Source organism: Halomonas sp. TA22 (assembly GCF_013009075.1).
In the GTDB taxonomy this organism is placed as follows: domain Bacteria; phylum Pseudomonadota; class Gammaproteobacteria; order Pseudomonadales; family Halomonadaceae; genus TA22.
The window spans coordinates 949,481-970,979 of the sequence record NZ_CP053108.1 but is presented as its reverse complement, the minus strand read 5'-3'; the positions used below and the strand labels follow the sequence as shown (position 1 = coordinate 970,979).

20 protein-coding genes are annotated in these 21,499 nt (G+C 62.3%); 3 read left to right on the top strand and 17 right to left on the bottom strand.

Features of this window, described 5'->3' with window-relative positions:
- Positions 1–27 precede the first annotated feature (27 nt).
- The 5 genes from ilvN to rluD all read right to left on the bottom strand — a co-directional run bounded on the left by ilvN (position 28) and on the right by rluD (position 7,174).
- Positions 28–519, bottom strand: a complete 492-nt coding sequence (ilvN, locus tag HJD22_RS04505) for an acetolactate synthase small subunit (RefSeq protein ID WP_208654005.1) — start codon at positions 517–519, stop codon at positions 28–30.
- Positions 519–2,243: an acetolactate synthase 3 large subunit gene (locus tag HJD22_RS04500; RefSeq protein ID WP_208654006.1), complete on the bottom strand. Its 1,725-nt coding sequence runs from the start codon at positions 2,241–2,243 to the stop codon at positions 519–521. The genes ilvN and HJD22_RS04500 overlap by 1 nt, the downstream gene beginning before the upstream one ends.
- 441 nt (positions 2,244–2,684) lie before the next feature.
- Positions 2,685–5,282 (bottom strand): ATP-dependent chaperone ClpB, encoded by a 2,598-nt coding sequence (clpB, locus tag HJD22_RS04495; RefSeq protein ID WP_208654007.1) that lies wholly within the window; start codon positions 5,280–5,282, stop codon positions 2,685–2,687.
- Positions 5,283–5,419: 137 nt separating this feature from the next.
- On the bottom strand, positions 5,420–6,190 hold the full coding sequence (gene pgeF / locus HJD22_RS04490) for a peptidoglycan editing factor PgeF (protein WP_208654008.1): 771 nt from the start codon (positions 6,188–6,190) through the stop codon (positions 5,420–5,422).
- 24 nt (positions 6,191–6,214) lie between these two features.
- On the bottom strand, positions 6,215–7,174 hold the full coding sequence (gene rluD / locus HJD22_RS04485; protein WP_208654009.1) for a 23S rRNA pseudouridine(1911/1915/1917) synthase RluD: 960 nt from the start codon (positions 7,172–7,174) through the stop codon (positions 6,215–6,217).
- Between the two features lie 165 nt (positions 7,175–7,339).
- Here rluD and HJD22_RS04480 point away from each other — a divergent pair, with 165 nt between their 5' ends.
- Positions 7,340–8,176, top strand: coding sequence for an outer membrane protein assembly factor BamD (locus HJD22_RS04480; RefSeq protein ID WP_208656728.1), 837 nt, complete (start codon positions 7,340–7,342; stop codon positions 8,174–8,176).
- A 108-nt stretch (positions 8,177–8,284) separates the two neighbouring features.
- On the opposite strand, the gene HJD22_RS04475 is transcribed toward HJD22_RS04480, so the two are convergent.
- The gene (locus tag HJD22_RS04475) at positions 8,285–9,916 is read right to left on the bottom strand and encodes an NAD+ synthase (RefSeq protein ID WP_208654010.1); all 1,632 of its coding nucleotides are present in this window, start codon (positions 9,914–9,916) and stop codon (positions 8,285–8,287) included.
- Between the two features lie 107 nt (positions 9,917–10,023).
- On the opposite strand from HJD22_RS04475, the gene HJD22_RS04470 reads away from it, so the two are divergent.
- Positions 10,024–10,290, top strand: coding sequence for a PP0621 family protein (locus tag HJD22_RS04470; protein ID WP_208654011.1), 267 nt, complete (start codon positions 10,024–10,026; stop codon positions 10,288–10,290).
- A gap of 12 nt (positions 10,291–10,302) precedes the next feature.
- On the opposite strand, the gene thiO is transcribed toward HJD22_RS04470, so the two are convergent.
- The gene (gene thiO / locus HJD22_RS04465) at positions 10,303–11,409 is read right to left on the bottom strand and encodes a glycine oxidase ThiO (protein ID WP_208654012.1); all 1,107 of its coding nucleotides are present in this window, start codon (positions 11,407–11,409) and stop codon (positions 10,303–10,305) included.
- Between the two features lie 85 nt (positions 11,410–11,494).
- Between thiO and HJD22_RS04460 the strand changes: the two genes are divergently transcribed.
- Positions 11,495–12,043 (top strand): GspH/FimT family pseudopilin, encoded by a 549-nt coding sequence (locus HJD22_RS04460; RefSeq protein ID WP_208654013.1) that lies wholly within the window; start codon positions 11,495–11,497, stop codon positions 12,041–12,043.
- A gap of 3 nt (positions 12,044–12,046) precedes the next feature.
- Here the strand turns inward: HJD22_RS04460 and HJD22_RS04455 are convergent, their stop codons facing one another.
- From HJD22_RS04455 to lspA, 10 genes are all read right to left on the bottom strand, one after another.
- Positions 12,047–13,336 carry an HD-GYP domain-containing protein gene (locus tag HJD22_RS04455; protein ID WP_208654014.1) on the bottom strand — a complete coding sequence of 430 codons (1,290 nt, stop codon included), beginning with the start codon at positions 13,334–13,336 and terminating at the stop codon, positions 12,047–12,049.
- Between the two features lie 59 nt (positions 13,337–13,395).
- On the bottom strand, positions 13,396–13,806 hold the full coding sequence (locus HJD22_RS04450) for a type IV pilin protein (RefSeq protein ID WP_208654015.1): 411 nt from the start codon (positions 13,804–13,806) through the stop codon (positions 13,396–13,398).
- 23 nt (positions 13,807–13,829) lie between these two features.
- Positions 13,830–16,856 (bottom strand): pilus assembly protein, encoded by a 3,027-nt coding sequence (locus tag HJD22_RS04445; protein WP_208654016.1) that lies wholly within the window; start codon positions 16,854–16,856, stop codon positions 13,830–13,832.
- 66 nt (positions 16,857–16,922) lie between these two features.
- The gene (locus HJD22_RS04440; RefSeq protein WP_208654017.1) at positions 16,923–17,342 is read right to left on the bottom strand and encodes a PilX N-terminal domain-containing pilus assembly protein; all 420 of its coding nucleotides are present in this window, start codon (positions 17,340–17,342) and stop codon (positions 16,923–16,925) included.
- 76 nt (positions 17,343–17,418) lie between these two features.
- Positions 17,419–18,402 carry a PilW family protein gene (locus HJD22_RS04435; RefSeq protein WP_208656729.1) on the bottom strand — a complete coding sequence of 328 codons (984 nt, stop codon included), beginning with the start codon at positions 18,400–18,402 and terminating at the stop codon, positions 17,419–17,421.
- The gene (pilV, locus tag HJD22_RS04430; protein WP_208654018.1) at positions 18,399–18,818 is read right to left on the bottom strand and encodes a type IV pilus modification protein PilV; all 420 of its coding nucleotides are present in this window, start codon (positions 18,816–18,818) and stop codon (positions 18,399–18,401) included. Before pilV ends, HJD22_RS04435 begins: the two co-directional genes overlap by 4 nt.
- Positions 18,818–19,321, bottom strand: a complete 504-nt coding sequence (locus tag HJD22_RS04425; protein WP_208656730.1) for a GspH/FimT family pseudopilin — start codon at positions 19,319–19,321, stop codon at positions 18,818–18,820. Before HJD22_RS04425 ends, pilV begins: the two co-directional genes overlap by 1 nt.
- A 150-nt stretch (positions 19,322–19,471) precedes the next feature.
- Complete coding sequence (gene ispH / locus HJD22_RS04420; protein WP_208654019.1) at positions 19,472–20,425, bottom strand: 4-hydroxy-3-methylbut-2-enyl diphosphate reductase; 954 nt, start codon at positions 20,423–20,425, stop codon at positions 19,472–19,474.
- A gap of 40 nt (positions 20,426–20,465) precedes the next feature.
- Positions 20,466–20,912 (bottom strand): FKBP-type peptidyl-prolyl cis-trans isomerase, encoded by a 447-nt coding sequence (gene fkpB, locus HJD22_RS04415; protein ID WP_208654020.1) that lies wholly within the window; start codon positions 20,910–20,912, stop codon positions 20,466–20,468.
- Positions 20,913–20,952: 40 nt separating this feature from the next.
- A complete protein-coding gene (lspA, locus tag HJD22_RS04410; RefSeq protein WP_248730101.1) occupies positions 20,953–21,492 on the bottom strand; it encodes a signal peptidase II in 540 nt (179 codons plus the stop codon).
- Positions 21,493–21,499: the final 7 nt, after the last annotated feature.

Below are 21,499 nucleotides of genomic sequence, written 5' to 3'. Positions count from 1 at the left end.
CTGTAGAGAGCAGCGAGACAGGCCGATCTAGAGCGTCAACACCTTGTCGCCTCGGGCAATGCCCGACACCCCGGTACGTGCCACCTCGAGGATGCCCACCGGTGCCATGGCCTGCAGGAAGGCATCGAGCTTGCCTGCATCGCCAGTGATCTGCACCGTATAGAGACTCGGCGAGACATCGACGATCTGGGCGCGGAAGATGTCCGCCGTACGCTTGACCTCGTCGCGGGCAGCGCCCAGCGCCTTGACCTTGACCAGCATCAGCTCGCGCTCGATGTGGTTGCCCTCGGTGAGATCGACCAGCTTGACCACGTCGATCAGCTTGTTGAGGTGCTTGGTGATCTGCTCGACCACCCGATCGTCGCCGATCGTGGTCACCGTGAGGCGCGACAGCGTCGGATCCTCGGTGGGTGCCACGTTGAGCGTCTCGATGTTGTAGTTGCGCTGAGAAAATAGCCCCACCACGCGTGACAGGGCGCCCGGCTCGTTTTCCAGAAGAATCGAAATGATATGGCGCATCAGGTCCGCTCCGTCTTCGAAAGCAGCATGTCACGCATGGAGCCCAGGGGCACCTGCATCGGATAGACGTGCTCGCGCGGGTCGACATAGATGTCGAGGAACACCAGCTCGTTCTTGTCGGCGAAGGCCCGCTCGAGGGCGGGTTCGATATCCTCGTGACGCTCTACCTTGATGGCGGTGAAACCGTACGCCTCGATCAGCTTCTGGAAATCCGGCAGCGACTCCATGTAGGAGTGGGCGTGACGGGACTTGTAGTTTAGATCCTGCCACTGGCGCACCATGCCCAGCGAGCCGTTGTTGAGATTGACGATCTTCACGCCCACCGCGTACTGCTTACAGGTCGAGAGTTCCTGCATCATCATCTGGAAGCTGCCCTCCCCGGTGATGCACACCACCTCGTCGTCGGGGTAGCTCTTCTTGACGCCCATGGCCGCCGGGAAACCGAAGCCCATGGTGCCAAGCCCGCCGGAGGTGATGAAGCGGTTGGGCTTGTCGAACTTGTAGTACTGGGCCGCGAACATCTGGTGCTGGCCCACATCGGTAGTGACGAACGCTTCGCCGCGGGTGATCTTGCAGACCGCCTCGATCACCTCCTGCGGCTTGAGCGCCTCGCCGGGCTGAGACGCCTCGTAGAGCTTGCCGCGTCGCTCCTCGCGCCAGCCATCGATTTTCTGGCGCCACTCGGCGAGCGCATCGGGATGAGCAATCTCCTTGCCCTGGACCAGGCTGATCATCTCGTCGATCACGCTGGCTGCCGGGCCGACGATGGGCACGTCGGCACGCACCGTCTTGGAGACCGAACTTGGATCGATGTCGACGTGAATGATCTTGGCGGTGGGGCAGAACTTGGAGGTGTTATTGGTCACCCGGTCGTCGAAGCGAGCCCCGATGGCGATCACCAGGTCGGCATGGTGCATGGCCATGTTCGACTCATAGGAACCGTGCATGCCAAGCCACCCCAGGCACAGCGGGTCGCTCTGCGGATAGGCGCCGATCCCCATCAAGGTGGTGGTGATCGGGAAGCCCAGCCACTGCACCAGGTCGGTCAGCCCTTCGCTGGCACGCCCGGTCACCACGCCGCCGCCGGTATAGAACACCGGACGCTTGGCCTTGAGCATCAGCTCCACGGCCTTCTTGATCTGGCCGGTATGGCCACGGGTAACGGGATTGTAGGAGCGCAGCTTGACCTTCTTCGGATAGACGTATTCGTAGCGCTCGGTGGGCGCGGTCATATCCTTCGGGATATCCACCACCACCGGGCCCGGCCGACCTGTCGCTGCCAGGTAGTAGGCCTTCTTGAGCACTTCCGGAATCTCGGAGGGGTGCCGGATCGAGAAGCTGTGCTTCACGATCGGGCGGGTCACGCCGATGATATCGGTCTCCTGGAAGGCATCGTCACCGATCAGGTGACTCATGACCTGACCGCATAGCACCACCATCGGAATCGAGTCCATATAGGCGGTGGCGATACCGGTGACGGCATTGGTCGCGCCGGGCCCGGAGGTCACCAGCACGGTGCCCGGCTTGCCGGAGGCCCGAGCATAACCGTCGGCGGCGTGGGTCGCAGCCTGTTCGTGTCGCACGAGAATGTGCTTGACCTTGTCCTGTCGGAACAGCGCGTCATAGATATGAAGCGCCGCTCCACCGGGATAGCCATAGATGTATTCGACGCCCTCATCCTGAAGGAAGCGGGCGATCATGTCGGCGCCGGAAAGCAGTTCCACAGTGTATCTCCCCTGGAGGTCTCGAGTGCCATGCCGTGCGCTGAGTGCGACGGCGTTCGAGTGCGACGGTATGCCGCTGCCGGCCACATGCCGGCACCTGATGCCAAACCCTGGCATATGGCCCGGTTGGGGCCTGCACTCTCATCACGGCGGTTTGCCGCGTCGGGGGGGTTGGCCAGGCCAGGCGGTTAGCCCGGACCCGGAAAAGTCCTTCGGCGGGTAGAGGCCATGAGGCCTACCCTTCACGCGGTGTGCTGGGGATTGCCCGTTGAGCCCGCGTCCGTAATCAGGAACCGACAAGATTCCAATAGCATGGCAAGGCTGTCAACCGCGAAACCCGCCTTGTGTAGCGCATTCGACCAAACGACAAGCGTGTGACATAAAAAAACCCGCCCCAGCAGGGGCGGGCAAAAAGGTCGTTGGACGCGACCGGTTTGAAGCTTACTTGCCGAAGTTGAGGCGGCCCTCCTCGGCGGTGACGCGGATGGTATCGTCGGCCACGAACCTGCCGGCCAGCAGATCCTGGGCCAGCGGGTTCTCGATGCGGCTCTGGATGGCGCGCTTGAGTGGCCGCGCGCCATATACCGGGTCGAAACCGACCACCGCCAGCTGCGCCATGGCATCGTCGCTGACCTCAAGCTTGAGATCGTGCTCGGCGAGCCGTTCACGCAAGCGATCGAGCTGGATGCTGGCAATCGCCTGGATCTGCTCCTGCCCGAGCGCGTGAAACACCACCACTTCATCGATACGGTTGATCAGCTCCGGGCGGAAGTGGTCGGCGACCACCGCCATCACCATTTCCTTCATCTGCGCGTAGTTGGCGTCGGCGTCGCTTGCATCGGTGCTGCTCATGCGCTGGATGATGTCCGACCCCATGTTGGAGGTCATCACGATCACCGTGTTGCGAAAGTCCACCGTGCGGCCCTGGCCATCCGTCAGTCGCCCATCCTCGAGCACCTGCAGCAGGATGTTGAAGACATCGGCATGCGCCTTCTCGACCTCGTCGAGCAGCAATACCGAGTAGGGCTTGCGGCGCACCGCCTCGGTCAGGTAGCCGCCCTCCTCGTAGCCGACATAGCCCGGGGGTGCGCCGATCAGCCGCGCCACGGAGTGCTTCTCCATGAACTCCGACATGTCGATGCGCACCATCGCCTCCTCGGTATCGAAGAGGAAGTTGGCCAGCGACTTGCAAAGCTCGGTCTTACCGACCCCGGTGGGGCCGAGGAACAGGAACGAACCGTTGGGGCGATTAGGGTCGGCAAGCCCGGCACGCGAACGCCGCACGGCGTTGGCAACAGCCTCGACCGCCTCTTCCTGGCCGATGACGCGCTGATGCAGCGCCTCCTCCATGCGCAATAGCTTGTCGCGCTCGCCCTCGAGCATCTTGGCCACCGGGATACCGGTCCAGCGCGACACCACCTCGGCGACCTCCTCCTCGGTGACGTTGGAGCGCAGCAGCGTATGGGTCGAGGTATCCGTCCCGCTCGCCTCACTCTCGGCGATCTTGCGATCGAGCTCGGGAATCACCCCGTACTGCAGCTCCGACATCCGCCCCAGGTCGCCCTGGCGCTTGGCGGCATCCAGCTCGACCCGCGCCTTGTCGAGCTCGTCCTTGTACTGAGCCGCCCCTTCGATGCTGGCCTTCTCGGCCTTCCACACCTCCTCAAGGTCGGCATACTCGCGAGCCAGCTCGTCGATCTGTGCCTCAAGGGTCTCGAGGCGCTTCTTGGAAGCCTCGTCGATCTCCTTCTTGAGGTGCTCGCGCTCCATCTTGAGCTGGATCAGGCGACGGTCGAGGCGATCCATCTCCTCGGGCTTGGAGTCGAGCTCCATGCGAATCCGCGACGAGGCCTCGTCGATCAGGTCGATGGCCTTGTCGGGCAGCTGGCGATCGGTGATGTAGCGTGCCGAGAGCTTGGCCGCGGCGATGATCGCCGAATCGGTGATGGTGAGGCGATGGTGCACCTCATAGCGCTCCTTGAGGCCACGCAGGATGGCGATGGTGTCCTCCTCGGTGGGCTCGTCGACCAGCACCTTCTGGAAGCGGCGCTCGAGTGCGGCGTCCTTCTCGATATACTTGCGGTACTCATCGAGGGTGGTGGCGCCCACGCAGTGCAGCTCGCCCCGGGCCAGCGCCGGCTTGAGCATGTTGCCGGCATCCATGGCACCCTCGGCCTTGCCGGCACCGACCATGGTGTGCAGCTCGTCGATGAACAGGATCACTCGCCCCTCTTCCTGGGCGAGCTCGTTGAGCACCGCCTTCAAGCGCTCCTCGAACTCGCCGCGGAACTTGGCGCCAGCGAGCAGCGCGCCCATGTCCAGCGACAGCACGCGCTTGTCCTTGAGGCCTTCCGGCACTTCACCGTCGACGATGCGGTTGGCCAGCCCCTCGACGATAGCAGTCTTGCCCACGCCGGGCTCGCCGATCAATACCGGGTTGTTCTTGGTGCGCCGCTGCAGCACCTGGATGGTGCGCCGGATCTCGTCGTCACGGCCGATCACCGGGTCGAGTTTGCCTTCGGCGGCACGTGCCGTAAGGTCGAGGGTGTATTTCTTAAGCGCCTCGCGATTCTCCTCGGCGTTGGCATCGTCGACGTTGTGGCCGCCACGCAGGCTATCGATAGCAGCCTCGACCGACTTGCGGGTGAGGCCGGCCTGGGTCAGCACCTTGGAGACGGCGTGATTCATCTCGAGCGCGGCGAGCAGCACCAGCTCGCTTGCGATGAACTGATCGCCGCGCTTCTGCGCTTCACGGTCGACCAGGTTGAACAGCCGTAGGAAGTCCCGCGACGGCTGCACTTCGCCATCGAACTGGCCCACTTCGGGCAGGTTGTCCAGATACTGGGCAAGGCCGCTGCGCAGCCTGGCGATATCGCCGCCAGCCTTCTGCACCAGTCCCGTGATGCCGCTGTCGCGGGTTTCCAGCAGGGCCAGTAGCAGATGACCGGGGTCGAGCTGGTTGTGGCCGCGTCCTACCGCCAGCGATTGAGCATCTGCCACCGCGTTTTGCAGCTTGCCGGTGAATTTATCGGGTCGCATTCGTTCTCCTCCATGGGGTGGCGGCGCGTTCGGACGCACCGCTTGGCCCTGTCATTGCGTATTGACGTATCAATGGAGGTCAGGTAGGTCGCTTTCAAGTCACCCGCCCTTGATATGCAACAAGGGCGGGAGCTGGGCTAGCGCAGCCAGATGACGCTGGCCATGCGGCCGGTCACGCCATTGTCCCGGCGATAGGAGTAGAAGCGGCGCTCGCAGGCGGTGCAGAAGTGCCCGCCGCTGACATGCGACACGCCAAGGCGTGCCAGGCGCAGCCGCGCCAGTCGATAGAGGTCGGCCATGTAGTGCCCGAGCCGATAGGGGCTCGGTTCGAAGGCGCTGACCGCCTCCGGCTGTACGGCAACGAAGGCTTCGTAGACCTCGCGACCGACCTCGAACTGGGCATTGGAGACTGCCGGCCCCAGCCATACCATCAACTGATCGGGCTCGACACCGAGCGCGGCGATGCTTGCCTCCAACACGCCTCCGGCCAACCCTCGCCAGCCAGCGTGGGCAAGCCCCACCCGTGTGCCGAGCCGGTCGCAGAAGAACACGGGCAGGCAGTCGGCGGTTTGGATCACGCAGGCGTAGCGCTTGTCGAAGGCCACCGAGGCATCGGCCTGGGGCGCATCTGCGGCGAAGTCCCGCTGCACCTTGGCACCATGCACCTGGTCGAGCCACAACAGCGGCCGGTCGTCATCGAGCTGGGCCCTTAGCAATTCGCGACACTGCTCGACCATCGCCGGATCGTCCCCCACATGCATGGCGGGGTTGAAGGCGGCGAACGCCCCCTGGCTGGGACCGGTCTCTCGCGTGGTCACGAAAGCCCCTATCGTGCTGGGCGCCGGCCAGTCGGGGAGAATCAAGGTCGGCTCGGGGTATTGCGGCGAATCTGCGGGTTCGTTCGTCATCGCCAGACTCCTCAATAATGGCGCTCAACGCATGGTGGCGTGGTCGTCGCGAAGGTAATCGAGCAGCATCAGCATGTCGTCGGGAAGCTCGGCGCGAAATTCGACCTGCTTGCCGGAGCCCGGGTGAAGGAAGGCCAGCCGCCGGGCATGCAGAGCCTGACGGTTGAATCCGCGCAGCAGGGCCTTGAGCGCATCATCGGCACCGGCCGGCAGCTTCAGTCGTCCACCATAGAGCGCATCGCCGATCAGCGGAAAGCGTTTGTGCGCCATGTGCACGCGGATCTGGTGGGTGCGCCCGGTTTCCAGGCGACAGCGCACATGGGTATGCGCCCGGAAACGTTCGACGACACGATAGTGCGTGATGGCGGGCTTGCCGCCGGCGGTGACCGCCTGGCGCTTGCGGTCCTTGAGATGGCGGCCAATGGGGGCATCCACGGTACCACCGGAGGTCATCACGCCGGTCACCACGGCATCATACTCGCGCGCGACACTGCGTGCCTGGAGCTGCTCGACCAGTGCGGCCTGGGCGGTCAGGTGCTTGGCCACGACCATCAGGCCCGTGGTGTCCTTGTCCAGGCGATGCACTATCCCCGCCCGCGGCACGCTGGCCAACGTCTTGCAGTGATGCAGCAAGGCATTGAGCAGGGTGCCGTCGGGATTGCCGGCCGCCGGATGCACGACCAGCCCCGCTGGCTTGTTGATTACCAGCACATCGTCATCCTCGAAGCGGATGTCCAGCGCAATGGCCTGGGGCTCGAAGCGGGTCTCCTCTTCCAGTTCGGCATCGAGCGTTAGCCGTTCACCGCCGTAGAGCTTGTCGCGGGGGCGGCCCTGAGTGCCATCGACGGTCAGCGCCCCCTGCTGAATCCAGCTCTTGAGGCGTTCTCGGGAGAAGTCGGCGAAGAGTTCCGCCGCCGCCTGATCGAGACGCTGGCCGCCCATGGCATCGGGCACACGCGCCTCGCGATGAAGTTTCTCTGGCATGGATAAATGACGCCTGTAAGCTCGGCCACAGCGGGTGCCGTGTGGCCCGGGTTTTCCCGGCTGGGCCTGTGTGTTTTAAAGCGGGTGCGTTATAGTGTGCCGGTTATGGCTGATTGCGATCGATTCTAGCATGGCCAATCCGGGTTGTTTGATACGAGGATCATGATGCGCGTTTTGCTTACCGGCACCCGGCTCGGTGCCCTCGCCCTGGTCGCGACCTTATTGACCGGCTGTGCCATGTTCGGTGGTGGCGACGACGATGAGTCCCAGGAAGAAGAAAGCGTTCCACAGCTCGCCGAGGGTGAACTCTACCGTCAGGCGCGTGCTTCGCTCGAGGCGGGGCGTTACGTCACCGCGGTCGAACAGCTCGAGGCCGTGGATACCCGCTTTCCATTCGGTGAAAACGCCGAGCAGGCTCAGCTGGAGCTGATCTACGCCTACTACCAGATCGACAATTGGGAAGCCACGCGGGCAGCGGCGAGCCGCTTCATTCGTCTGCAGCCGGACCATCCTCAGGTCGACTACGCCTACTACATGCGTGGTCTGGCCGCTTATCAGGCCGGACGCTTCAGTCTTGAACGTCTCAAGCTGATCGATATCTCCCGGCGCGACCTGGGAGCGTCGCGTGACGCCTATGCGGACTTCAGTGAGCTGGTGCAGCGCTACCCCGACAGCTCATACGCCCCGGACGCGCGCCAGCGTATCGTCTACCTGCGCAACGTGCTGGCCACCTCCGAGCTGCATGTCGCCGACTTCTATCTGCGCAAAGGCGCCTATCTAGCCGCCGTGCAGCGCGGCCGCTGGGTGATCGAGAACTATCCCGAATCCACTGCCACCCGTGATGCACTGGCGGTGATGGTCGAGGGCTACCTGGGGTTGGAGATGCGCGACCGCGCCCGCGAAGTGCTGGTCACGCTGCTTGAGAACGACCCAGGCAACGACCGGTTGAGAGGCCGCACCTTCCAGCCGCTGCATGTCGACGCCTCGCCGCTCTCGGTGTAAGTTCGGGACAAGCTAGAAACAGGAGAGCCTCGCCAATGGCGAGGCTCTCTTCGTTAGGACCGACTCGTTTAGGCTGACCTATTCAAGTAGCCCCCGCTTCAGGCACTATCACACCCCCGGCTCCCAGCCATTGACGATGGGGTAGCGCCGATCGCGCCCGAAGCCTCTCGGCGTGACCCTGACCCCAACCGGGGCCTGGCGGCGTTTGTACTCGACGCGATCGACCAGCTTGACCACCTGATAGACGTCATCGCGCGCAAATCCCGCCTCGATGATCGCCTCGGCGCTCATGTCCTCCTCGATATAGCGCGACAGGATCGCGTCCAGCACGTCGTAGTCCGGCAGCGAGTCGCTATCCTGTTGGTCCGGTGCCAGCTCGGCCGATGGGGGACGCGTGATGATCCGCTCGGGAATCGCTGGTTCCTGTGCATTGCGCCACCGGGCAAGTCGGTAGACCCAGGTCTTGTAGACATCCTTCAGCGCGTTGTAACCGCCGACCATATCGCCGTAGAGCGTGGCGTAGCCCACCGCCATCTCGCTCTTGTTGCCGGTGGTCAGCACCATCAAGCCCTTCTTGTTGGAGATCGCCATCAGCAGCACGCCGCGAACCCGCGACTGCAGATTCTCCTCGGTGGTATCGCGCTGGGTACCGGCAAAGCTTTCCGCCAGCGTCTCGCCGAAGGCTTCGACCATCGGGGCGATCGGCAACACTTCATAGTGCACGCCCAGCATTCGGGCCTGTTCGGCGGCATCCTGCTGCGATATTTCAGCAGTGTAATGGTAGGGCATCATCATCGCCTGCACCCGCTCGGGACCCAGCGCATCCACCGCGATGGTAAGCGAAAGCGCCGAGTCGATCCCTCCCGAGAGGCCCAGCACGACGCCCTTGAAGCCGCTCTTGTTGACGTAGTCGCGCACGCCGGTGACCAGCGCGCAGTAGAGGCTCTCCTCGGAGGCGGGCTCGGGCTCGCATTCACCGACCTGGGGCTCCCAGCGCTCCTCCGCCTTGACGAATCTCACCGGCATCAATCCGACCTGCCAGTGCGGCGCCCGCACCTTGAGCTCGCCACGCGCATCCACGCAGGCCGAACCGCCATCGAAGACCAGCTCGTCCTGGCCACCGATCTGGTTGACATAGACTAGCGGCAGCTGCACCTGCGCGGCACGCTCGCCAAGCAGGGTGAGGCGCTCGGAGGGTTTGTCCTGATGGTAGGGAGAGGCATTGAGCGTGAGCAGGATTTCGGCCCCCGCCTCGCGGGCCAGGCGGGCCGGCTCGGGGGTCCAGAGGTCCTCGCAGATCAGGATGCCGAGCCTGGCGCCCTTGTGTTCCACCACTAGCGGCGTATCGCCTGCCTGGAAGTAGCGCTGCTCGTCGAAGACCTGATAATTCGGCAGTGCCTGCTTGGCGTACTCGGCTAGCCACTCGCCGTTGTAGAGCACACCGGCCAGATTGTAGCGCTTGCCGTCGCGCAGGCCGGGGTAGCCGACGATCACCAGTACATCGCGGGCCATCTTGCTGGCCATACGCTCGCGCGCCTCGCTCAGGCGCGCCTCCATCGAGCTGCGCAGCAGCAGATCCTCGGGCGGATAGCCGGTCAGGAACAGCTCGGGCAGTACCACGACATCGGCGCGATGCTCAATGCGCGCCTCGCGTACCGTCTCGATGGTGCGTGCCGTGTTGCCCGGAATATCGCCGACCAACGGGTCAAGTTGGGCCATTACCAGCGTCAAGTCTTGCATGGTCGCGTAAATCTCTCGAAACTCTCGGTTAACACCATTGTCCCGCATGGCCGCCTCAGTAGCAAAACAGTGGCAACGCCACGGCCCTACCTGGGAGAGAGATAAGGATGAACCTGTTGCTCATCAGACTGATCATATTCGCCGTGCTGTTCTTTGCCGGCCTGAAGCTCTACCGCATGTATCGCGAATGGAAGCTCGAACGCGAGGAGCTGCTAGCGCGAGATACCCGCCCCCTGAGCAACAACCACATGGTGCGCTGCACTTACTGCAATGTGCACCTTCCCGAGAGCGACGCCCTGCGCGAGCGCGGCGAGTGGTTCTGCTCGAGTGCCCACCGCGACAAGTATCTCGAGGAGCAGGAGCCCCAGAGCTGACTCAGGAGTAATTCAGCGCTGACCTGCGACGCCTCTTGCCTCCGGCCGATAGGGGGCGGGATCGACGATCGGCAACCGGCCGAGCAGTTGATCGGCGAGCAGCCGTGTCGAGGCCGGCGCCAGTACCAACCCATTGCGGTAGTGCCCGGCGTTGACGTGCAGGTTGTCGAAGCCGGGCAGCAAGCCGATGACGGGTATCCCCTCCGGCGAGCCCGGCCGCAGCCCCGCCCAGTGATGTTCCACCTCGCAGTCGGCCAGGGCCGGCATGATGCGCGTGGCGCTTTCCCATAGCGAACGCTTCGCCTCGTCGGTCGGCGTCTTGTCGAAGCCCACCTCCTCCAGAGTCGAGCCGGCCAGTACCCGGCCATCGCCACGCGGTATCACATAGCGCCCGTCCATCAGCACCACCCGCGAGACCAGGCCGACCGGCGCCTTGAACAGGATCATCTGGCCCTTGACCGGACGCACCGGCAGCGTTACCCCGAGCGGCGACAGCAAATCACCGGCCCAGGCGCCACCACAGATGATCGTGTGATCGCCGGCGATCTGCCCCTGGTCCGTCTCCACCCCAAGCACACGATGGCCGCGACGTAGCAGAGCGGTCACCGCCGCCCCTTCACGTAGCTGCACCTTGTCCATCTGGCGCAACCGGGTGCGCAGTGCCTTGACCAGCCGCGGATTGCGGAGGCTGCCCAGGGTCGGCATCCACAAGGCACCATCGCAGCCTGGAGCCGCATTGGGCTCCTTGCGATAGAGAAAGTCTCGATCAACCCGCTCGAGCGGCTTGCCCTCCCCACGCGCCCAGGCCAGTGCGGCCGGTTCATCCTCGACACGCAGGTAGAGCAATCCCTTCTGGCGATACTCGGCGTCGACCCCGGTCTCCTCCAGCAGGCGCAGCGCCAACTCCGGATAGTAGCCCTCCGACCAGCGCGAGAGCCGCGATATCGGCGCGCTGTAGCGCCATGGATAGAGCGGCGAGACGATGCCGCCCCCCGCCCAGGAGGATTCGCGACCACATTCGCCACGCTCGACGATCGTCACCTCATGGCCCGCATCGGCCAGCTGCAGCGCCGTCATCATACCAATGACGCCACCGCCCACGATTAAGAAATCACTCACGGCAGATTCCGACAAAACTTACAGAAGATTGAGCAGGTTATAGCGATAACAGTCGTAAAACAAAGCACACCCGCAGGGGCAGACCATGCCGATGATGATATCTCACCGCACAAGAGCGTATACGACAAAGGCGGCACCAGGCGGCTTCACCCTGATCGAGCTTCTCGTGGTGATTGCCGTCATCGTCATCATGGCGACCTGGGCGGTTCCTGGCTACAGCCACTTCATCGAGCGCCAGCAGGTTGCCGCTGAGGTGTTGCGTCTGAAGAGCGCACTGGCCATGGCGAGGAGTAGCGCGATTACGCGGGGAGCGGTCATATCGCTGTGTCCGGTCGCCTCGCTCGAAGCGACCCACTGTGCCTTCGACGACTGGTCGCAGATGCTGGTGATCGTCGAGGGGCAGGCCGCCGGAGGCTCACTTGCCGGCACCCAGCGGCTCAGGGTCATCGACCCGGGTAGCGGCCCAGCGGTGACCTTCAACCGCCGGCTGCCGATCCGCCACCAGGCCAGCGGCTGGACACGCGGCCACAACGGCACTTTTCTCGTCTGCGGCAAGCATGGCCAGGGCGCCAGGATCATCCTCAACAATACCGGCCGTGCCAGAAGCGAAGTGAACAATTCGGGCTCGTGCTGAGCCTCAGGCGACTCGACCCTGCATGCGCACCAGGGTCTCGATACGCTTGACCAGCTGCTCGCTGCATTCGTGATCCGGCAGCGGCCGCGCGATCCCTATCGGCTGACCCTCGGCAGTCACCGGCTCGTCGGCAAGGTCGAGGATGAATGACGGGATTTCGCGGCGCTCCCGATCCAACACCACCTCGACCTGGGGCTGCAACCGGCGGTTGGGGTGCGAACCGGAAACCAGTGCAATATCGCCTGTAGTCAGCTTCACCACACTGCCCACCGGGTAGACCCCCACCATGCGGATGAACGCCTCCACCATCTCGGCATCGAACTGGGTGCCGCGCCCCTCGTAGAGAATATTGGTGGCGAAGTTGGCCGGCTTGCCCTCCTTGTAGACCCGACTGCTGGTGATGGCGTCGTAGACGTCGATGATCGAGATCAGCCGGGTATGACGGCTGATGCGCTCGGCCGTCAGCCCCTCAGGGTAGCCCGTACCATCGAGGCGTTCGTGGTGATAGAGGGTCACATCCTTGACCACGGGATGCGAATCCTCCCGCTCGCACAGCATGCGGTAGCCCTCGACGGGGTGTTCTTTCATGATCGCGAACTCTTCCGGCGTGAGGCGGCCCGGCTTGTTGAGCACTTCATCGGGGGTTCTGATCTTGCCGATATCGTGAAGCAGACCGCACAGTCCAATGAGCTCCTGCTCCTCTTCGCTCATGCCGAGGAAGTGCGCAAAGGAGATGGCAAAGACCGATACCCGTAGGCAGTGCTCGGCCGTATAGGCATCGCGTTCCTTGACGCGACTCAGCCAGAACAGCGCATAGGCGTTGGCGTTGACGCTCTGGACGAAATTCCTTACCAGGGGCTTGGCGGCATCGAGATCGGGATCCTTGCCGGTTCGGATATCCTGAAACACCTCGTTGATGAAACGCCGCGACTCCTCGAAGGTGGCTTGCGCCCGCGGCAGCTCCTTGGCGATGGAGTGGTGCTCCACGAAGCGGTTATCCGTGTCGTGGTTGGCGCTTTCAAGACTCCTGAGCGCCTGGTCCACCAGCTCGGACTCCCCCTCGACCAGCACCCAGCGGCAGTGTTGCCTCAAAGTGCGAATGTCCTCCGCCTTGCGAATGACGAACCCCTGAAACAGGACCGGAACCTCCTCCCAGGGCCGGTCTAGCCCGGTCAAGCGCATGCCGGGCTGTAGCAGGCTGACCGGCAGGCGCGCCTCCTTGAGACGGCGGTCACGGGGCCTCTTCGTCTCGGCGCCCTTCGCCTGCGCTTCTCGTTTCCTAAAGAACCACATGGAGTGCTCCTATCCTGCTGTGTAACCGCCATTACCACTCCACTTGGCCGAGGCGCTACTCAAAAACAGCGGGGCTCTCCACCACTGGCGCGGCGCGCCCCGGTCTGATCTATGGTGAGCGTGCCGCACTGGCTATCACGTGTGGCCTGGATACCACGAGGTACGGCTTGAATGGCAAAGGAGATGTCATCCGGTTCGCCATCGAAGGAGAAGACGTAACGATTTTCTGCCTCGATCTCGCTTGCGCATGCGGCATTGGGCCTCTCTCCGGCATAGCTCATGGCGGCGGTATAACGGCGCTCCATCGTCTGGGCGAGCTCGCTCAGGCACGTCACCGCCTTGGTCCGCCAGGTGGAGGTGACATGGCGCTGATAGTTGGGGTAAGCGATCGATGCCAGGATCGCCACGATCGCCACGACGATCATCAGTTCGAGCAGGGTAAAGCCCCGCGCCAATCGATATTTCTTCATCTGCTTCCTCTTTCGGCGATCGCTCAGCGGAGTTGGCGCCAGGATTGACGACCGTCACGTGAGTTGCCCGAGAGGGCCTCGATTCTGGACAGGGCGGCTCCCTCCGGATCCCCCACGTAGAGCACGTCAAGGCCGGTGGCGGCGTCACGTACCGTGGCGACCTGCTCACCGGTACCGAACTTGATTCCACTCACGACGGCGCCATCGATCATGTCATCTGCATCCACGACGCCATCCTGGTTGAGGTCGAAGATCGCCTGGTTGCCGCTGCCGCCATCATCGATACGCAAATCCAACAAATAGCCTTCGCTCCCCCCTCGGCAAGGGTCATTGAGCGGAATCAGGGTCGAGAAACGCACCCGGTTGCGACCGTACCCCAGCGTCAATGCCGGCGTGGAGATCACCCGCTCTCCAGGGGGCAGTTCAAGAAACCATCCCTGCCGATTGCCAAGCGTCTCGTTGGAGGTGACCCGCAGCCGATAACGGGTACTGTCCCCCTCTGCGTTATCGACCGTAGAGACAATATCTTGAACGATCCTCTGCTGTCTGAGCGAACCCGACCCCTGACTGGCGCCCACGCTATCGTGCAGGCCATAGAGGCGCTGTCTATCCAGCGTCGCCGCATCGCCCACCTGGAAATAGCTGCCGGTGCCGAACAGCACCACCAGCGTGCTGCGATTCCCTGAAGCCGTCGCCAGGGCCGGGGCGGAGGTGATGGGTCGGGCGGCATCACCGGAAAGCAGTCGCTTCACGTCGCCAGAATTGATGTCAAAGCGCCACATGTTGCCGAGCAGGTCGCCGGCATACGCAAAACGGGAGGTGCCATCGAAATCGGGCCACTGGGTCACCATCGGTGGGGCGAGACCATTACTGGCGTTGCCGCCAGGGTTGCCGACATCGATTCTGCGAATCAGCGTGCCGCTGTGCAGGTCGACCACGAACAGGCTGGCGCGCCGGCTGGCACTGTTGTAACCGTTGCCGAACACCGCCGCCCAGGTACCATCCGCGAGCTTGACGATGGCAGGCTCGGTGGCCCCCAAGCCAAGCTCCGCATGGGTGAACTCCCACAGCACCTGGCTTGAGGTGAAGGAGGCGGGAGAGGTGACATCCAGCGCGAATACCGAGCGCCCACCTGCGCCCATCGTCCCGACCAGTATCTGCCGTGGGGCGCCATCGGTGCCGATGTTGCGCACCGCCGGGGTGCCGTCCATGAAGTAGCGGTGGCTGTAGTCGACCTGCATCACCTCGGTGATGGGGGCCTGCCCCATCACCAGCTCGCTTGGCAAAAAGGCAAACAACTCGCGGCCATTATCGCCATCGAAGGCGTGCAGCATGCCGTCGTTGGCAGCCACGAACAGCACGTCCCGAGTGTTCTCCGTGGCACGCATCAAGACCGGATTGGCATTGACGACATCGCCCAGCAGTCGCCGTGTACCGTTGCTCGTGGTGCGCGAACGCAGGTTGCCATCGCGGCCCTTAAGCCAGTCGACCTGGGCAGCACTCAGCGCGGTGTTGTCAGCACGTAGAGGGCCAGCGGCCGTGTAGATGGCCCGCCCCTGCTGTTGGCGGAGCACCTCCTCGGCGTTCCACAGCACATTGCGGTTACCGCTGGCATCGAGGGTGTAGGCCTCGAGCCTGCCGGACCAGTCCTCGCTGCGGTAGCCCGCCGAGTACAGCCGGGTCCCCGACTCGAGGCGGGTGGTATTGATGACAGCGGAGGTCGCCGATTCGCGTGGTGAAGCGATGATATTGTCGAAGATGCGCGTCATCGCTTCGTCAAGCGAGTCCTCGTCATCGGCCAGGTAGGCGCGCCGGGTACCGCCGGCCTGGGCCAGCTGTTCGAGCTGATCCTCGCTGACCGTCGGCGGCATGGCGAAACCGACGACATAGACATCGACACCCGCCGCTTCGTGAAGCGAGCGGGTCGCGGTCACGGCGTCTGCCAGTGCCTTCGAGACATCCGCCCCAAGGGGCACCCCCGTACGGGTGACCGAGGGCATGCCATCGGTGAGCCAGATCGCGGTATTGACGTCACAACTCTCGGGCAGCGGGTACTGCGCGTTTCCCCTCCCCTGGGCCGTCGTGAAATAGGTGTTCTGGTTGAGAAAATAGTCCCTTGCCGTGTAGAGCGTGCCTTCAAGGGGAGTCAATCCCGCCGCAATGATCGGCTCATTAGGGTTGGTCAGCAGTCCGCTTGAGAATCGATGATGCTGAGGGGCGATCTTCTTGGCGATTCTGGCCCTGTGCGCCTCATCGAGCAGCGCGATGGGGGTATGCAGGTAACCAAGACCGGGCGAATTGGTACTCACCCACTCCTTACGGTTGAAGGGTAGCGCCACCATGCGCTGCCCCCAGTGCGTCACGCCCCGGGCCCGGGCGCTATCGTTCAGGTTGCCGCTTGTCGTGCCGCAGCCGCTGCTGTAACCAGTGGTCAATGAATCCGACGTGCCCGTCTTGGTCCGGTAGCAGTTGAAACTGAACGGCTCATTTCGCCAGTTGGAGTTCGACTCCCGGGTCGTGTAGTAATTCAGCTGTCCGCTACCCGTGGTATAGCCCGGAACCCGGATATTGAAATAGATGCTGTTGCGGGTATCCAAAGGGTTGGGAATAGCGAAGCGCTTCCTGGCGGAGTCCCAGGGATTACCCGAAAAGGCGGGGTCGTAATTGCTCGAGCTATAGCTGACGTCATAGATCCGGTCCACGATATCGGCAAGTATCACGTTGTCGGTCCAGGTGCTAGTTGCCGATGCGGGATACTGCTGATAGGCCATTAGACCGAGGTTGATCTGGCCGCGATAGTCGTCGAGAAGACGCCGACCTACGCCACGAATGATCTCGGATTTACTGAGAGGACTGGCCGCCCCGGCAACACAATTGGCCATCGGGCCAGGATCACACTCGGCAGCCACGGCACCGGCGACATCCTCGACCATGGTGTTGGAGTTATCCAGGATCAGCAGGATATTGGGCGTCACATAGGGCGTGACGGTGAGTGGACTAGGGGCGATATTGACGTTGGCCTGGGCCGCCATGACACCTGTCAAAAGCATCGCACTACCGATGGCGGTATTTGCACCTATTCTTTGCAACGATTTGCTTACAGGCATAACCAAGCCTCACTCACAGTCATCATTGCTGCTTCTTATGTAGCGGGATTCCAACTCGACCTGGCTGTTCGCCGAGCCACCGTAGCCTATCGATGTAATGAGGTAGGCGTGATAGATACGTTCGCACCCATCGGCGTTGTAATAGCCCGCCACCCCCGTACTCTCTATCGTGTATTCGGGGTCTCTTGACAGATTGGCGACACTGGAGAAGGCATACTTTCCCTGAAGGCTTTCACCCTCTTCCGGTTCGATAATACCGATCTCGATCAATCGCTCCGCTTCTCTCAGTCCCGCTTCAGCCGCCTGAAAGGCCATACCATGATCGCGCTGATTGCCTGCCATACGCTCCTGTAACGTGGTGTTCTGCATGGCGGAAAGCCCCAGCATGGTCAGTAATAGCATGAACACCATGGCGATGATCAGCGCCATTCCCCGCTGGCGTGACGGTAAAGGGTGAAGACAAGTCAACGCTCCCGAAATTTCAATCACTTGGAGACGTCCCCTATCATGGCAGGCGATTGCGCAGCGCAATGGTGGTGGTGAATACCTGATGCATCCGAAGGTCACTTCCCTGAGCGACGAAATCGATATTGCCCATCTGCAGCGATACTGGATTCGGCATGACATTGCCCTCTTCGCCACTCAGACGCAGACTGATACGCACCGCAACCACCCTCTCCCAATTATCGGGACTATCGACATAGGCATCGACCTTGTCGGTGCCTATGCCGTAGGTGATCTGCATATCTTCCACGCCATCGACCAGGGTCTCGACTCCTGTGGAATCGGTCAGGCTCATGCGACGCAGCGCAGGTCTGTCGTCCACATCGAGGCCAATGAAGTAGAGCGATTTCTCCTGCACGACTATCTCTGCGCCATTTGAATAATCGCTTCTCCATCCCGGTGATTCACCACCCTGAACACCGTCGGCAACTAGATTATTTTTATCGTTGATATTTCTTACTTTGAATACGTCACACTCCACCCCGTCAGAAATAATGACGATGTCATTTGGCTTGATACTCAAATTTCCCAAGGTGCTGTATTTCACGCTATTGCCGGAAACCGAGTCGATTCCAACTCCCGTTTCGGTCACCTGACTGACCAGCAGCACGTCGGTTCCTGGTACATAGCCGGTGATTCTCGAGGCGTATTCGCCTGCCGTACCATTCCAGCCCTCGATACTCTCTTCGAGGGAGAAGCGTGAGAGATCACTGCCGCTTAGATGAATATTGACCTGATCCCCGCTGGCACAGCCGCCACGATAACCGGCAGGGCGAATATCGCGTGCCAGCATATCCAGCGCAAAACGTCCATTTTCCTGGATATGGGCAAGCGAGCGTTGCATGCGGTATGACTGCTGGTTGGAGAGAAATACCTGGTAGACGGCGGCCGTCACCAGCAGTCCCAGCACCAGTGAGATCATCAGCTCCACCAGAGTCACGCCCCGCTGGGTGGAGCGCCGACGAGGCGCATCGTGGGGGATCATAGGTCGGTCACCGTGACGAATGCCTGAGTCTCACCATCACGGTCGCGCCACTCCACAGTCACGCTCACCCGGTTGCCATTGCTGAGCAATATTTCGCCCAGTCCATCGGGCAGCGTGACCTCAAGATCGCTCAGCCAGTCGCGCACGTCCGTGGCCGCGACGCTGCCGCCCGCCGGCGCGGCGGCCTTGCGCTGATGGTTGTAGGCACCGCTCAGCGCGGCGCCACGGTTGGCGCGCATTCGATCGATGACGTCATAAGCCATGCTGTTGGCCTGGCTGCGCATATAGGCGCTGTGATTCATGCTTAGCGATTTGGTCTGCATCGCCGCCACGCCCAGCAACCCGAGCGAGAGAATCAGCACGGCTACCAGCACTTCGATCAGGGTGACACCACGCTGGCAAGAAGGAGGCTGCATCAACGACTATCTCCCTGCGAGGTGTCGCTCGAGACACGTACCAGACCACTGCGGCTTACGCTGATCTCCCGTGTCCGATGGCCTGTCTCGAGAAGAATGTCCAGACTCGCCGCGGGGCGCCCCATGCCATCGAACACCAGCTGGGCCACCTCGGCGGTCACCGCCATTCCCGGCACATTGGGTTGCCATTCGCGCAACTTATTATGACCGTCATCCAGCAACTGCCAGCCTTTCGACCAGTCGGTCGTCGCGCAGCCCGCCATGGCACAGAGGGTGACGCTCTCCCCGCGCTTGATCGCCTCGCTGCGCGCCACATTGAGCGCGGTCACCAATTCGTTGCTCAAGTTCGCAGCCCGGTTGTCCCACATGAGGGTGGAGAACCCAGGCAGGGCTAGGGTGGATAGGATGGCTAGCACGGCCAGGGCAGTGAGCAACTCGATCAAGGTAAAGCCGGCCTGTCCGCTTGACCGACCCTGGCTTGCTATGGCTTGCCCTGCTGACATCTCTATGACACCCATCTGTTTTCAAATTGTTACATTTTAAAACCTAATACTGCATTACACCATGTTTCTAATAAACTAAAGGCAAAAAAAAGCCGGGCTTAGCCCGGCTTTTCATGGTTAATGCAATCGGCATCGCCGAAAAATCTAATCTCACTCGCTGGCGATAATCCGCTCTCTCAATTCACGCGGCATCGAGAAAGTAATGGTCTCCTCACGCCCCGACAACTCCTGGGGAGCCGTCGCGCCTAGTGCCTGAAGACGCTTAATCACCCCTTCCACCAGCACCTCCGGAGCACTGGCACCGGCGGTGATACCGATCGAGGAAACTTTCTGAAGCCACTGGGGGTCGATCTGCTCGGCATCGTCGATCAGATAGGCGGGCGTGCCGACACGCTCGGAGAGTTCGCGCAAGCGGTTGGAGTTGGAACTGTTGGGGCTTCCCACCACCAGCACCAAATCGCTCTCCGAGGCCAAGCCGCGCACGGCATCCTGACGGTTCTGGGTGGCGTAGCAGATGTCATCCTTGCGCGGCCCTTCGATCTCCGGGAACTTGGCGCGCAGCGCATCGATGACCCGGGCGGTATCGTCCATCGAAAGCGTGGTCTGGGTCACGAAAGCCAACTGGCTCGGATCCCTGACCTCCAGCGACTCGACATCGGCCTCGTCCTCCACCAGATAGATGGCGCCACCATGGGAGGTATCGTAACGCCCCATGGTACCCTCGACCTCCGGATGGCCAGCATGACCGATCAGGATGCACTCCTGGCCGCGCCGTGCGTAGCGCAGCACCTCGAGATGCACCTTGGTGACCAGCGGACAGGTGGCATCGAAGACGCGAAGCCCACGCCGATTGGCTTCCTCCTGCACCGCCCGGGAAACGCCATGGGCGGAGAAGATCACGATCACGTCGTCGGGCACTTCGTGCAGCTCCTCGACGAATACCGCACCACGCTCGCGCAGGGTCTCGACCACGAAGCGATTGTGAACCACCTCGTGGCGCACGTAGATCGGCGGACCGAAGACGTCAAGCGCCCGGTTGACGATCTCGATGGCGCGATCGACCCCGGCGCAGAAACCACGGGGATTGGCCAGCTTGATTAGCATCGTTGCCTCACTTGCCTGGACTCGGAAAAGGGAAAGCCGCTCAGTGCGTGGTGGCGGGGCGGACGGTAATGATATCCACCTCGAAGGTCAGGGTACGCCCGGCGAGAGGATGATTGAAGTCAACCTCCACCTGATTGCCGTCGATGCTGACGACTAGGCCAGGCAGCTCGCCCCCGGAGGGGTCGGCGAATGACATCAGGGTACCGACCTCGGGTACCACCTCGGTAAAGTCGTCGAGCTTCAGCAACTGGACGTTTTGCGGATTGTGTTGACCAAAGGCGTGCTCCGGCGTGATCTGAAAGCTTCCACTCTCGCCATCGCCAAGCCCCTTCAGCGGCGACTCGAAGCCCGGCGGCAGATTGCCGTCGCCGAGCTGGAAGGTAGCCGGGGCCTTGTCGCGGGTGGTGTCGACAACGGTGCCATCTTCAAGTTTCAGGGCGAAGTGCAGCGTCACTTCCATGCCTTCACCAATACGGTAGTCGCTCATGGCAGCCTCTCGTTAACGTTGATGCTAGCTCGGCGCCGCCTCATTTGCCGCGCCGGGCGTCGCGAATCGATTCCCAGATCAGCCCCGCCGCGCCAAGCGTAATCGCGATATCCGCCACGTTGAAGGCCGGGAAATAGTACTGCCCCCAGTAGAACGACAGAAAATCAATGACGTAGCCATGGATCAGCCGGTCGTAGAGATTGCCCAGCGCGCCGCCGATGATCAGTGCAAGCGATGCCGCCAGCAGCTTCTCGCTGGCCTTCAGGCGGCTCATCCAGATCGACAGGCCGACACTGGCGCCCACCGCCACCAGCGCGAAGAACCAGCGCTGCCAGCCGGCATGGCCCGCCAGAAAACTGAAGGCGGCACCGGTATTGTGCAGCAGCGTCAGATCGAAGATCGGCAAGACCGACACCGGCTGCGCATAGTCTAGCAGTTGCGTGGCCAGTGCCTTGGTCGCCAGGTCGAGCACAATCACCAGGACCACCAGCCACAACCAGCGCAGCGGCTTGTGCATCGGGCGAGTCTCGGCCGGCTCGTTCACTTGGTCATGGTGCTTGAGGCGATCGACGTTGGACATTGGCTCT

Bases quoted from the DNA above. Each gene is read 5' to 3' on its own strand.
- ilvN (WP_208654005.1), bottom strand. From the start codon at position 519: ATGCGCCATATCATTTCGATTCTTCTGGAAAACGAGCCGGGCGCCCTG.
- clpB (WP_208654007.1), bottom strand. From the start codon at position 5,282: ATGCGACCCGATAAATTCACCGGCAAGCTGCAAAACGCGGTGGCAGAT.
- pgeF (WP_208654008.1), bottom strand. From the start codon at position 6,190: ATGACGAACGAACCCGCAGATTCGCCGCAATACCCCGAGCCGACCTTG.
- rluD (WP_208654009.1), bottom strand. From the start codon at position 7,174: ATGCCAGAGAAACTTCATCGCGAGGCGCGTGTGCCCGATGCCATGGGC.
- HJD22_RS04480 (WP_208656728.1), top strand. From the start codon at position 7,340: ATGCGCGTTTTGCTTACCGGCACCCGGCTCGGTGCCCTCGCCCTGGTC.
- HJD22_RS04475 (WP_208654010.1), bottom strand. From the start codon at position 9,916: ATGCAAGACTTGACGCTGGTAATGGCCCAACTTGACCCGTTGGTCGGC.
- HJD22_RS04470 (WP_208654011.1), top strand. From the start codon at position 10,024: ATGAACCTGTTGCTCATCAGACTGATCATATTCGCCGTGCTGTTCTTT.
- HJD22_RS04460 (WP_208654013.1), top strand. From the start codon at position 11,495: ATGCCGATGATGATATCTCACCGCACAAGAGCGTATACGACAAAGGCG.
- HJD22_RS04455 (WP_208654014.1), bottom strand. From the start codon at position 13,336: ATGTGGTTCTTTAGGAAACGAGAAGCGCAGGCGAAGGGCGCCGAGACG.
- HJD22_RS04450 (WP_208654015.1), bottom strand. From the start codon at position 13,806: ATGAAGAAATATCGATTGGCGCGGGGCTTTACCCTGCTCGAACTGATG.
- HJD22_RS04445 (WP_208654016.1), bottom strand. From the start codon at position 16,856: ATGCTTTTGACAGGTGTCATGGCGGCCCAGGCCAACGTCAATATCGCC.
- HJD22_RS04440 (WP_208654017.1), bottom strand. From the start codon at position 17,342: ATGGCGCTGATCATCGCCATGGTGTTCATGCTATTACTGACCATGCTG.
- HJD22_RS04435 (WP_208656729.1), bottom strand. From the start codon at position 18,402: ATGATCCCCCACGATGCGCCTCGTCGGCGCTCCACCCAGCGGGGCGTG.
- pilV (WP_208654018.1), bottom strand. From the start codon at position 18,818: ATGCAGCCTCCTTCTTGCCAGCGTGGTGTCACCCTGATCGAAGTGCTG.
- HJD22_RS04425 (WP_208656730.1), bottom strand. From the start codon at position 19,321: ATGTCAGCAGGGCAAGCCATAGCAAGCCAGGGTCGGTCAAGCGGACAG.
- ispH (WP_208654019.1), bottom strand. From the start codon at position 20,425: ATGCTAATCAAGCTGGCCAATCCCCGTGGTTTCTGCGCCGGGGTCGAT.
- fkpB (WP_208654020.1), bottom strand. From the start codon at position 20,912: ATGAGCGACTACCGTATTGGTGAAGGCATGGAAGTGACGCTGCACTTC.
- lspA (WP_248730101.1), bottom strand. From the start codon at position 21,492: ATGTCCAACGTCGATCGCCTCAAGCACCATGACCAAGTGAACGAGCCG.